This window comes from Paenibacillus sp. GQ49 (genome assembly GCF_059759055.1).
The window spans coordinates 1-13,453 of sequence record NZ_JCAXEL010000002.1 but is presented as its reverse complement, the minus strand read 5'-3'; the positions used below and the strand labels follow the sequence as shown (position 1 = coordinate 13,453).

Below are 13,453 nucleotides of genomic sequence, written 5' to 3'. Positions count from 1 at the left end.
ATTGGTATGGGTCATACATTTGGTTTGTTCTCCAAATCACAGAAAGGTGTATTGTTCGCCAATATGAGAGCGAAGATTGCGGACGAAAGTTACGGAAACCCCAATAACCCTGCGTATTTACCGCAGAGTCCCAATGCACCGAGGAGTGAAACGGACCGGCATGGCGAAGAAAATAATCCTATTCTGGGTGATCCAGGTTACGGTCAGATAGGACGATGGCAGACGGTTCAATTGGATGCACTGGAAAATAGTATTGATCAAATCATTGAGCAATATCTGAAAGATAAGTCGTGGTATGCGAGTGTACGATGCCGTGAAGCACTGTGGAATATGTACCGCAGGATTGAATGGTGGGTAGAACAGCAGCAGCCTCCAGATAAAACGCAATATCAGCGGGTACTGCAAATGGTAAAAGACTGTATTCACAAGATTCTTGAAAACGCCCAGAAGGCTGGCGGTAGTCATCATGGTGTATCATTGCCGATCTGTCCGGCACCCTACTACCATCATTTTAGCGGGAATTACTTTAATCATTTTGATGCAACCGTATATGAAATCCCGCTCTTTTCAATGAAAAAGGACGTCCCGTTCTCGAATAAATTCCCTGATTTCTTCAGATATGTATCATCAACGGAGGATCAGGAATGGGTAGCTGTCCACTCCGTAGGCCGAAATGAACAATCTGGATCAGAGATGATCTTAAAACTGGACTTAGGGCTTCTGGAGATTGGCAACTCATCCAAAATCACATTTAACTGGCGTGTGAAGCGTTATGGACAGATCAGGTTCAAGTACCTGGCTAGTGCCAAGCGCGGTAATGGCATGCTGTTCTATATTAATGGGCAGCAAGTTGGAGGCGAATGGAGCGAGAATAGCGGATGGCAAGAAGCTGCATTTACGTTGCAGCCAGGACAGATGTACAAGTTCGACTGGCTGATCCGCAAAATGAGACCCGAAGTATGGCAGAACAATGGTATCTATATCAAGGATGTTGAAGTCGTTGAGATTGTGGATACACGCAAGCCGCCTGCGCCTCTGGATTATGATTTGGATGGGGAGCATGTACATGAGTACGGTAATTGGGTAGTAAGATCCCCACAAAGTGTGGCACAAGCGCATTTTCAAGGTCAATTTATTGCAGATGATTTACGAAAGAAAACTATGATAATGGATTTGGACAACGAATGTAACGGAAGTATCTCATTTGCCTACAAAATGGGTGTAGATGAAGAGCCCTATCCTGATCATGATTATGAGTTGTTTTTCGACGATAAAATGCTTCAACGTACCCAGCGCGGGGATGGAGATCATGGCAGCTATGCTCGATCAGTGCATGGTGTGGAGTGGATACTAAATGGAGAATATTCAGAAACGGAAACCGACCTAGCCAAGATTGAGTATGAAATTGTTGCAGGGCATGATACGACCATTGACCTGAAAGGGGTAGTTGAGGTCATTTGTCCACCTCAAGAAATTGATCACTGGGAGCCCAGTCTTTATGGACAAGGGATTGGGAATTATCAATGGACAATGTCGGGAAATCCCAGTTGGATTCGTCACAATGATACCTTGCGTCTGGATGAACCAAAGCATGGTGATATGATTGCCCAAACAGAGGTGATTTTAGATGATGATGGTTGGTTTTTATTCAATTACTCTCATCAATTGAGGACTACTGAAGCGTTCGAGGTAACAGTCAACGGTATGTTAGAACATTATACAACCATGCAAAGTCACGGAGATAAGATACGTATCCCTTTAGAGGCTGGTACTAATCTAATACAGTTTTATATTCGAGATAGATTGACCGAAGAACCACTCATATATGAGATGGATAAACCGTTCACCTATGGAAACAACACCGGCAATACATATCGTACCTTATCTCCGCTAGGCTCATATGTTGATGTGACAAGGAACTGGGATGTTACGGATGCTGGTGCAAGGACAGAACAACATGGAGATACGATTACGTATAAGGCGGAGTTGAACCCTGGTGCCAAGTTTAGTGTAAAAGAGCATATGCGTATATATCCGGCAATGGACGCCGCGTATAATCCTGTCACAGGAGCTTCAAGAGATGAGAACGTGTTTAAAGAGATATTTAATGACGAAGGCAACTATGATGAGGCATTGAGGTTCATAGGGAGTTGGGATTGGAAAGAAGTTGTAGTCGGAGATGGCGTGATGTGGGCCCAAGGTCATGATCAGGATTTCATATGCGAGTTTGAAGCACAGTTAGACAACTCAGGATATATCTGCTGGCAGTATGGAGGGGAATTTGACACCGGCGAGAAACTGGAACTTCAAATTGATGGTGTTTCAGTCTGGACCGGGAGTCAGTCCAATGGAGACGATGGAACAAATTGTATGTATCCATTACCATCGGGGAGTCACAGTTTCCGCTGGATTTACCGGGATGGTAAGGCGTATGCACCAGGTAATGGTAGTACGGGCGGAGCAGAAAATGGATCAGCAAATTCCGGAGGGAATGGTACCGGTAATGATCAATCAGGTATAGCAGTTATAAGTCCTTTTGGAGAAGAGTGTTATCCAGCTTCGTTCAAGAATCATGACATTCAATACGGGCAAAAGCTTTATTCAGGTAAGTCTGATCGTAATGCTTTGTGGAAGGCTTATAATCAGGGACAGGTCTTCTCAGGATCTGGTGGAGCATATGCGATAGGTGTTACGAACAATAAAGCCATTAAACGAGATTTTGTTGTTTCCGACGTTGGGACGATTCAATTCTCGGAATATCTCACTGTATACCCGGTTCAAAAGTTAAAGGTATATGGATTAAGAACGCTTAAAGATTCTACTTTCAAAGCAGAAGCAGGAATAAAAGAGCCGGGTAAAAATTTAAATTATTACTCAATAGATGTCCGTAATACCAGACCAGGTAATAAAGATTCAGATTTTGGAAGTGAACACACCAGAAAAGTTTACGTTGAATTTTATTGTAATGGAAGCTTTGAAATCAGTTTCGATTATATGTGTTATCTATTTGATGGAGATGAGAAAGCCAGATTTCGTGTCCAGTATTACAAAGGTACACAAGTAGAGGCGAAAAAAGGTGTAGTCATCTTAGATGAGAAGAAAAATTTAGGGTACAACCAAGGAATAATTAACTACAAATCCATTACTGATAAGCAGTGGAAGGATGCAATACCTTTTAACAAAAAAGTGACTGTTAAGGAGCCGGGTACTTATACCTTGTGTATTGGACTTACGGATACCTTGAAAGACGAAGATGAAGATTCAAAAGGGATTCCTTATCATGCATCCATTAAGAACCTTCAAATTCGAACTGAAGATCCTAACGGTAAAAACGGAGATAAACTAGTTAATTACTCTATTTATGATAATAAAACCTATGTAGATGTTGAATTGACAAATACTAAGACTGGGGCAAAAAGCCTTCTTAGAAAATTGAAAGTAGAAGCAGGTAACCAAACAGGTGAAAGCATCCAAATTCCAACTAACCTAGAACCTGGAACTAAATATACCATTACATACACACTCCATAAAAATAAGGGCTCATCGAACGCCACGGGTCTTGATGCTGGTGGTTTCACGCTTAGTAATGGGAGCTTTACAGAGACCTGGGGCGCTTATTGCACTGATGCGAAGGGGGGGATATATCTAAAGGATAAATCTCCCCATCCAGGAGAAGATTCATGGAATCCACCTGGACCAGATACGACTGCGCCAGATGGTGGCAGTCATGCCTGGCTCGACGTTATTCGATTATACGAGAATAGAGATAGGGCTTGTCGAGGAACCAAAATTGTCATTGAAACTTACGAGGACGGTCAACTAATAATCCCACCACGAGAAGTTACAAATGAAGATGATCAGATCATCTCCATTGAAGTCGAGAATACCTCAGATCAGAAAAAGAATTACGAGGTTCGTGTTCGATTCGAGCAAGGATGCCTGGGAGATGGCGCAATGATCTGGGGAGGGAAACTGAATATTGATGATATTATCAAAGTTGATCCATCCTGGGCTGAGGTGACTCACTTTGAAGTTTGGAATAACAAACCGATCTGGATGGGTGGCTGCGATAACAGTAATATGCGCGTAAAAATTACACGTGAGGACGGAAAAGTGTTATGGGATGAAAAGTATTACGGGGATGGGTATCGTGGCTTCGAACTGAATGATCTGGCTCCCAAGCCTTATAGCAAGTATAAGGTTGAGATTACGACAGATCAGAAGGGGCAAATCAGCGATTGGACAGGAAAACGATATCTGACCACCTTCCGGGTGCATGACTTCAAAGCCTACGAAAGATGGGTATGGGTGCCTGAGCCGTTTGATTGTCAACTGGACTTCTTCATTGACGATGAGCTGATCAAAACATTCACCCAAGAGGGTGGATACTATACATTTTCACATCCAGTGCCCAAAGGCAAACATGAGTTCAAATGGGTGTTCACCTCACTTCAGGAAGTGGGTACGCGTAGTTACGAATATGCTAATCTGGACTGGATGGAACTGACCAACTGGATATGTGATGACGTCTATGTCATTCCTTACTGCGAAGGTGGTGGGGGGGACAAGTGTGTTGAAGCACTTATTAAATGTTTGCTGGAAGTTTGGAAAGCAAGGCCTAAGATGTGTGTAATCGGTAAACGCATCTGGCTATTCACGTAAAGAAAGGAGGTTCTGTATGGGTGTTGCAAGATTGAAAGAGTCAGGCAGGATTTATGAGGATGCGTTCGTAAACTCCAACCTGGATTCCAAATGGGAAGTACTCCCTAACGATGCTACTCGCTATGAAGCGGGTAGTGGCAGCCTGGTGCTCAAACATGGCCAAGATCCGCTGTATATGTTCTATAAACCTTTGACAGATATGAAGCAATTCGTCATGGATGTGAAGAACAGTTACAATCCCGATACAGAGGGATGTTACGGTGGAGTTATCGTGTTTGTAGATGAACATAACTACATGGAGATTGAAGAGTTTTTGGATATGTCCTTGCCAAAGCCTTTGCTGAAGACTTACCCGTGGATACGTTTGATTCGAGACTATAACTATTATACGGCGTATTGGTCGGATGATGGCGTGATTTGGAACATCATTGGTTCTGTAGAACTGGTGGGAGTCCCTAAAATTGGTCTGTATCTGAAGGGTGAAGGGGATCACCCCATGCATGTTCAGTATATTCGAATCAACAAAGGAACATCTATTACCGTAGACAATCTAACCAAAGGAACTGTGGTTGATCTAATCGATCAGAGTGGTGTTGTGCTTGAGTCTAGGGTATGCCGATCTGAAGAAACGGTTGTACATTTTAACATGGATCCACATCCATATCCGTTTGAGGGCAATTTCGGAATTAGGCTTCCGGATGGAAATCGGTTTCAGGCTATGGATTCTATAAAGGTATACAAGGGAGACCTAATGTATTTTGAGGTTACACCAGATTTATATTACAAAGAATCGAATCCTGAAACAGGAGAAGATTTTGATGTGCTTCTTTATCCCAACACGGATAGGTTTCTAGGTTATTTAACGGCAGGTGGTTCTGCTACACAAGAAGTTCGAATGTTTGCCAAGAACCCCATGATATCAGGAGACTTTAAAAATGTAACCTTTGCGCTCACAAGCGGGACGGATAAAGTGCAGATTGCGCCTGATGTTGAAGGCATTCCTGGGTCTTTCAGCTACTCGATCACCGCGTTTACCATTCTACCAGGAGCGTCCTATCCATTCTGGCTGCGAATGGAAAGGGAAGAATCTCAAGACAGGTATGCTTCCCAGGTCAAATTTTCGCTACAGATGTATTCGACATACATATGACTTAATAGTATTGGAGTAATTACGTATAGATCATGTAAGGCATGAATGGAGGTGGTCAAATGTCAGTAAGAATTAACCAGTCTCATCGATCATCCGCCAAGAGTCATAAGGAATTGAGTGATATTGGGGTCCGTACGCATGATGAGATTGATTCCCATCTTGCAGAGTTGGAAGAAGCCAGAGGGTCTGCACTCAGTCTGGGCGACCGAATCACACTCGTAGAAGAATCTGCACACGATAGCCGAGATGCAGTAAAAGATCATGAGCAGAGACTAGGCGATGTCGAGACTAAGGTTATTTCAAACAGCTCACGATTGGATGATGTTCAGCAGGATATTCTGACGGCAAGAGCAGATGTCAACACCCTTTCCAAGAGTCAGGATGACCATGAGAAGAGATTGAGCCTCGCTGAGACGGAGATAAAAGAAGCACGTGGAGCAGAGGCATCCATAGATCATCGATTTGACACGTTAGAGAAAACGATTGAAGTTGTAGCGAAGCAACCCATTCAGGATCTCAGTGTTACCAACCCCACGTACCTAGATGCAAATAACAGTGTTCAAGTTACGATTAATGCAGGACGAGCCAGTATCAACAAGGTTATTGTGGATCAATTTACCCAGACATTCAGCATTCCAGACATTGTAGCAAATACGACATATTATATTTTCCTTCATGAAAATGGGCAGTACTCTTACAGTTCAGATCAAGAAGAGCCCAAGGATGCCATGATCATTGGTGGACTCGATGTTGGCGTTTCTCCAACAACTTCACTCACGGCTTTGGATTTCAGGTACTTCTTAACAAAGGGATCTGTTGAAAATGACATGTCTGCATTGGGAATTCGTGTAGATGATCTGGAAAAAACCGTTGGTGAGCAAACCACAACAATTGCTACACATCATACGGCGATCAAAGCGATGGAAGTCCAATTAGAAGCAACTACTAAAGAAGTTGTGGCTTCAAAAGAAGATAAAAATGGAGTAGTCTATGTTGCTCTTAAGGACAGACTCGACAACATGCAGAGTCGTCTTGAACTCGCTGAGAGTCGAGGCACTATGGAGCATCAATCCGTATTCCATTTCACTTCTGCTCCTAACAGTAGGTTGTCGATGACTAGAGATTTTCAAGTGCCCAGATATGTGATTGGTTCAAATTCCGCAGAGGTATTTCTCGATGGAATACGTATGGATGCAGGAGACGATTACATTGAATATAATGATACGCTTATACGGTTTACTTTTGATGTGCCCAAGGAAGCCCGAGTAACTGTCATTGGTCGTGGGTCAATTATTAACACCACTTCGGTAACCGAATATACCTATTATCCAGATGGAAAAGTGCATACGGAGAAGATTGATGGAGGGATCAACCGCACCATTGAGCACTTCTATAGCCCGGATGGAAATCTGGAACGACAGGAGGTTACTGAGAGTAACGGACAGATCAAGTCCATTGAGTATCAGCGTGACATTACTGGTAGAGTACTGCGCGAAATCAACAATGGTGCAGAGTATTATGTGCTTCAAGGAGGTGCTACCTTCGATGACACGGACATCCGGAGGAGACTTGTCTTTCTTGAAGGAAGTACACTTGAGCTGGATGTCGTATATAACTACTTCTCTAATGGTGACATTGAGTCAGAAGAAGTGTTCTCAGTAGATTTGACTCCACAGCTATTGAAGAAAACATCGTTTACTTACAATGCAGATGGTACCGTTAAGACTGAGACCTTGATCTATGACGGCCAGGGAGTTCAGAAGGCATTTAATTATGATGCTAGTGGTAACCTCAAACAAGTGAAAATTAGAAAGGTTGTGATTTGACGTGACGAGGACCGTGCAGGATGTGAAATTTGCACTACATACCATTATGGATAAATTAGTGGGCAATCATTCGGAGCCATTCAGTACAGAGGAAATTGAAATTCTGATCTTTGCTTTTGAAAGCAATATTCTGTTTGATAATGTGGCTCATAAGTTTCTGCCTTCACTTAAAGGGCTACTTAAAATTTATGAGGCTGCTGCTAGTGGTGTGGAGTCAGAGGATGAAGCAAGGGAGCAAGAGCAGTCTTATCAAGAGAATCTCATAACCGAGAGAAGCGACATGGTGAAATCAATTCTGTTAACCGTATTTAAAGAGAACATCTTTCACGAAATGAAAATTAGATTTGGTGCATAAGGAGGTGAGGTAGTTGGCTGAAAATATTTTGTTAGGTGCCCTGCGTCGTTATGAGTTTTATTCTTACTGTTCCAATTTTATTAAAACTTTATATGACACCGTAACACAGGACCTATATGGAGATATCCACTGGGAATGGACATACAGCGACAATAATAATTATGCAGTTTCTAAATCTTGGAATACAGGGAAAGCCAATTCAGTTGGTAATCTAGGAACAATTTCTGCGAAAAATATAAAAGATCCGAATCTGTTTTTTACTATGTGTCTAAATATCCCTTCCCATATTTATAATAACGATAATAATGGCTATGCTGCTTCTGGTAAGGGGTACATCCTTCGAACAGGACTAAGGAATAATGGCTCTTCAGTAATTCCTGACTTATATACTAATGTTGGAGCAGTTTCGGAAATTCCTTTCCATGCTGTAAATATGACAGCAGCTACTTCTTGGGATTATAGAGCTTCTAATATAATGATTAATGTATATTGGAAATGGACTGTTTTTATAACGGATAGCTACATTTTTCTATATGGAGAGCCGCAGACAAATCTTGATTATGCATATCCATTTAGATTGTATATGGGTCGAGTTAAACCGTTTGAAGAAGAGGATCCATTAGTTGCAGATGATTGCGTTGGTGTTTTCTCCCATTTTCCTTTAGGTTTAAACGATGCTGAAGATGAACTAAAATATCGAACCGGTCGCGGGTACATGCGTTCTTCACGTAATGGTACGCCCAATGCGCTGTATCATTTCGCAACTAGTTCCCAGGTTCCTTCACCAGGAGTAGGGGGAAGGTTTTTAATTTCTCCCTTCTATGTTTGGCATGGTATTGAAGGGGCAAGAGGAGAATTCCATGGTTTAAGAACTGCGGTGTTGAAGGATGCAAGTAAATATCCGGATGGTTCAATTCTTGATTTAGGTGACGAACGTTACTACGTTTTTCATGCATTTAATCAGGTGAATCCTTCATCACACCAAGGATTCTATGTGACAAATGGAGCTGCTTATTATGCTCAACCCTACTTCTTTGACTCCCCGTTACTTCTCGGTGGCGGACAACGGGTGCTGTTATTCGAGATCGAGAAGGAGGTGTAGTGCATGACCATGATTCGCAGACACGAGTTTACCAGTACGCTAAGCTTGTTTACTTCAACGCTTGTTAACGCATTGAAAGATGCACTCGATCCTTACTGGGATACGATGCATACGGCCGAAACAACCTATGCCAACTGGGGAAATGCGCTGCTTACCAATAAAAAAAATACATCCATGCGTTTTACCATGTGTGTATGGGCGCACGCCAGAGGAGTCAACATTCGTTGGGGACTGAAGAACCTGGGAAGCAATGTGGCATCACCAGATCTATTCGTAAATCCACCAGTGGACACAGATAAATTCATGACGGAAACACCATTTTTGTGTCATAACGTGCAGTACAATGTGAACTATAAGTGGTCTGTGATAACGAATGAGGATATCCTGTTTATCCATGGAGAGAGTCTGAACTACCCGGAACGAGCTTACCCAGTACGAATATTCCTAGGTAAATGCCAGCCATTAGAGCAAGAAGACCCGGCGATTGCCAACAAATTTTATGGCGTTTTCCCACATATGCCTTTATCCGCTTCGGATAACAACATATCAGATCAATATGACACTCCCAGAGGTGTCGTGATGACTTCACGGAATGGAACGGAGTACGCACTGTACAATTTTGGGACAGAGTCCATCCCTTCTCCAGGTGTAGGTTCAAGATACTACGTTACGCCTTTCATAGTCTATCATCCATCTGAAGGAGCTAGGGGTGAATTCAAGGGTATGCGTTCCATTGTATTTAAAAACAGTGCGCAGCACCCGGACGGATCGATCCTGGATCTTGGCAATGATGGCAAGTATTACGTGTTTCATGTCGTAGATCAGGATTATCCGAATACAGACTATGGACGTTATTACTACAATTCGAACCTAGCTCCTGTGTATTCAAGGCCGAAGTTCTTCCATGGTGCCAGACTGCTTGGTGGCGGGCAAAGAGCGTTACTTTTCCAAATATAGGAGGTGTTTATGAGGGATGGCTAATTTCACAGGCAAAGTTAAGATGAATGAATTATTTGCAAATATTGTTCAAGGTTTTAAAACGATTGCAGGTTCTCCTTGGTCCGTATTTTACGAGACAGCGAGTGTGATCGTGCTCAAATCAGTGGGAACAACAGGTTCAGATAAACTGTTCTTCAGACTTGAGGTTGGAAACACGAAGGGAACAACGGGAAACACATTGACCGTGAGTGTGGCTGAAGATGTGATGGCAACAGATGGTAGTATTCCTTTGGGCAGAGCCGAAGTGAAAAAGGACTTCCTATGTCATACGAGTGCGGTTGATACGAATCTATTAATCGATTACCAAGTTTCAGTTCAACCAAACCGAATTATTATTTATTTGCAGGGGGATGTGAACTCGGTTACCGGTATATCCAATCTGGGTTACTTCGGAATTCTGAACAGGTATGCCACAGAGACAGATTCCTCGAGTTTGAGTGTTGGCCTCAGCTACAACGGGGATAATGGTATCCGGACGTTGCGTGATAAAGATAAACAGATGGTGAATAACATTTATGATGCTTACTCTGCCATGCTTCCTGTTAATCCAGGGTGGGGGTCTCTTTATCATCTTGCTCCAGTTATTATGTGTAATGGTGTGGAAGGCCCTAGAGGCGAACTTATTGATATCTATGCGGTACCATCTGCCGGAGTTTCCCATGGAGATGAGATCAAAGTGGGCACTAAAACATATAAGGTATGCTCGCTGTCGATTGGTGGACAGAGCTTCTTATCAGGAGCTACGGTTGCTGTCCTGATGAATTAAGGTGGTGATGGACATGGCTATACATCAAGGGAAAGTTGTAGGGACCGCCGAGAGCGGTTCTCTCTATACCCAGAGTAAGGCGGCAGTTCTCCATGGCATTGGATACGATCTTGATACTGTTCCGGTCACCATTGAAGGTAAGGAAATAGTTTATACATTAGGAACGTTATCCACTACGGCTGAATTAATTGACATCTACCGTTGGGGTACATGGAGGATGCTGGACAACCATAATGATCAATTGATTGGATACGTTACGGATAAATATATTTATGGGCCACGAACCAGAGTGGGAGTTCCTAATGAAAAGAATATGATACTCAAGCATAAATTTTTGACCCAGTCCAGTGGAGTAGGTTTAATTCGTGATACCATAAGAGGCCTCAAAGTGAAACAAAATTATGCGGGGCTCGATTGGTGTATTAAGGTCAAGATTCCTGTCCAGCAGGCTGGGTTAGTGGGGAAAACGTGGGGGGATTGGTCCTACAGCGGAAGTGGCAAAACATCTGACAGTCATCTTCGTCCACGTCGGTATCCGGATACACATACTCCTAGAAGGAGGGAAGGCTCTTGAACAGGACATGGAAACTGATGGAGGAGATGAGAAAAGTGCTATTGCCGGTATCGTTTACCCAAAGAGTAGAGTATGTTGGCGGTGGGGCGAAGGCAATGATTGATATTCCCATGGAACATCCTCGATTCATGATCAAAACGATTAGGGTCATTCCGTCCAGAGAGACGAATGTGGAAGTTCATGTTTTGAACAGTGCGGGTCCACATCCAGAGGTTCTCTATTTCAACAATGCCCAATACTCGACGGGAAATTTTATGGAAGGGATTTACGATATGATCGATTTGCCATATGAGGACGTAGATGGGACTTCAACACTTCACTTGTCGTTAAAAAATCTGGGTACAGATGTGGCCAACTTCGATATTGAGGTCGTTGGTTTGACTACAAGGTGAGAGGGGGACCATCACATGGATATTGTTTCATACAGCAAAGCTGCCAAAGTAGAACGTGAAGTTAAACAAGCCAGGGATTCTTATGCCTCACTTGATGGCAGACTAGACGCAGTGTCAGTAGGAAACGTGGTCTCGGTCAGACTAAAAACAGAACTTCCAACCGTAGGAGAAGCAGGAAGATTATATCTGGTACGCCAAGACTCAAGCAATCTAAATGAATCAACGACTTATACATACAGCGGTGGGAAATATGTAAAGGTGGGTGGTGATCGAGTTTCGAACCATCCTGAGAATGGAACGATTAATCTTAATGGTACCAAAACGGTGATCTATAGCCATCCTGAAACACACAGTGCTGATATGTTAACAGATGGAAGTCATAACGTTATCATGACTCTGAACGAACGTGAAAAGTTGTCCAACATCGAGCTTGAGGCCAATCATTACACACATCCTGATACACATAGTGCCGATATGATCAGCGATGGAGAAACACATGTGAGCATGACTTGGAGTGAACGAAAACGCCTGAATGTCATTGATCCGTGGGAATCGATCAGTGATTTGGTAGATTATACGGATGTAGTTACATATTTTGCTTTTGACATACAGGGAAGAGTTATTCGACAAGTCGTTACAGACAACTACACCGAGCAGCTTGTTAGAGAACCTGTACTGACCATGCCGGCTTCCCCAGAAGGTTATGCACAGGATGATTCCTTCTTGGTCATTTCGATTGGTGAGATATATCGATATGACGGTCTGGACTTCGTGCAACTTCCTACTTTGGTTGATGTCATCTATCAGTATGATGATGAGGGAAGATTGGTGGCCAAGTCCATCACCAGGTTGGGAACAACACCTGTTCAAACCAACTTCCAATATAAATATAACTCATACGGCAATCGTATAGCGGTTAAGAAATACTAATACGGAAGGATAGCATATGCTGTCCTTTTTTCCTTTTAACAACGAATAATTTGTGAAACCCACATCTAGATATGAAGATTAGCATTAACAATTAGCTGATCAAGGCGTATAGAGAAAGTAGTATGAGAACGTAATTATTCCGGGAGGTAGTGTACGATGAATATTGAACTTACTGCTCATTTCTATTTCAAGGGAAGTGGGAAGAAAAAAACGGTGAACTGGATAGAAGATAATCCTAGATTACAACAGAAAGAGAAAGATTCGGATAAGGTCGTACGTGAAATCCCGTTAACTGCGGATGAGGTGAAGCAAGAATATCGCCGACTATTCACCAAACACAAGAACGAGGGGAAATCGATTACGTTGGAAGATACAGACGATATGGTTCATATCATTGATCTTACCGATGTGCGAAATATTGAATTGACCTCTAAGGAGGGGAATACAGATGCTGTACAGGCTGACCTTTGCACTGAATGATGAGGAAATTGTCACTACCGAGATGACCTCCGATAAGGAGGATCTGGTTGGAGCAACGGAAGAAGCGTTCGATTTGATCGAAAGAGACTATGGTGCCAATGTCGTTTTGAACCTGGTTGCGTTTAGCCTGCTCAAAATAGAGCTCACCAATGAAATGATAAATTAAGCGTATAAGCTAACTAATGTTAGCTTTTCAGCACCAACTGCTAATTTATTT

The 13,453-nt window shown here is 42.8% G+C and carries 12 protein-coding genes; all 12 read left to right on the top strand.

All coding sequences use genetic code 11. From position 1 onward, the window contains the following. Positions 1-6: 6 nt before the first annotated feature. Positions 7-4,662 carry a hypothetical protein gene (locus AC6CIF_RS04620; protein WP_498198242.1) on the top strand — a complete coding sequence of 1,552 codons (4,656 nt, stop codon included), beginning with the start codon at positions 7-9 and terminating at the stop codon, positions 4,660-4,662. 16 nt (positions 4,663-4,678) lie between these two features. Then, positions 4,679-5,812, top strand: coding sequence for a hypothetical protein (locus AC6CIF_RS04615; RefSeq protein ID WP_498198240.1), 1,134 nt, complete (start codon positions 4,679-4,681; stop codon positions 5,810-5,812). A 59-nt stretch (positions 5,813-5,871) separates the two neighbouring features. Next, the gene (locus AC6CIF_RS04610; RefSeq protein WP_498198238.1) at positions 5,872-7,638 is read left to right on the top strand and encodes a hypothetical protein; all 1,767 of its coding nucleotides are present in this window, start codon (positions 5,872-5,874) and stop codon (positions 7,636-7,638) included. Position 7,639: 1 nt separating this feature from the next. Then, positions 7,640-7,993 (top strand): hypothetical protein, encoded by a 354-nt coding sequence (locus AC6CIF_RS04605; protein ID WP_498198236.1) that lies wholly within the window; start codon positions 7,640-7,642, stop codon positions 7,991-7,993. A gap of 13 nt (positions 7,994-8,006) precedes the next feature. Beyond that, on the top strand, positions 8,007-9,095 hold the full coding sequence (locus AC6CIF_RS04600; protein WP_498198234.1) for a hypothetical protein: 1,089 nt from the start codon (positions 8,007-8,009) through the stop codon (positions 9,093-9,095). A gap of 3 nt (positions 9,096-9,098) precedes the next feature. Next, on the top strand, positions 9,099-10,052 hold the full coding sequence (locus AC6CIF_RS04595; protein ID WP_498198233.1) for a hypothetical protein: 954 nt from the start codon (positions 9,099-9,101) through the stop codon (positions 10,050-10,052). 16 nt (positions 10,053-10,068) lie between these two features. Then, on the top strand, positions 10,069-10,860 hold the full coding sequence (locus AC6CIF_RS04590) for a hypothetical protein (protein ID WP_498198231.1): 792 nt from the start codon (positions 10,069-10,071) through the stop codon (positions 10,858-10,860). A 13-nt stretch (positions 10,861-10,873) separates the two neighbouring features. Beyond that, on the top strand, positions 10,874-11,434 hold the full coding sequence (locus tag AC6CIF_RS04585; RefSeq protein ID WP_498198229.1) for a hypothetical protein: 561 nt from the start codon (positions 10,874-10,876) through the stop codon (positions 11,432-11,434). Continuing rightward, the gene (locus AC6CIF_RS04580; protein ID WP_498198227.1) at positions 11,431-11,826 is read left to right on the top strand and encodes a hypothetical protein; all 396 of its coding nucleotides are present in this window, start codon (positions 11,431-11,433) and stop codon (positions 11,824-11,826) included. The genes AC6CIF_RS04585 and AC6CIF_RS04580 overlap by 4 nt, the downstream gene beginning before the upstream one ends. A 15-nt stretch (positions 11,827-11,841) precedes the next feature. Further along, complete coding sequence (locus AC6CIF_RS04575) at positions 11,842-12,756, top strand: hypothetical protein (RefSeq protein WP_498198225.1); 915 nt, start codon at positions 11,842-11,844, stop codon at positions 12,754-12,756. A 156-nt stretch (positions 12,757-12,912) separates the two neighbouring features. Beyond that, positions 12,913-13,236: a hypothetical protein gene (locus tag AC6CIF_RS04570; protein WP_498198223.1), complete on the top strand. Its 324-nt coding sequence runs from the start codon at positions 12,913-12,915 to the stop codon at positions 13,234-13,236. Next, positions 13,205-13,402, top strand: a complete 198-nt coding sequence (locus tag AC6CIF_RS04565) for a hypothetical protein (RefSeq protein ID WP_076251186.1) — start codon at positions 13,205-13,207, stop codon at positions 13,400-13,402. Before AC6CIF_RS04570 ends, AC6CIF_RS04565 begins: the two co-directional genes overlap by 32 nt. The last annotated feature ends 51 nt before the right edge of the window (positions 13,403-13,453 follow it).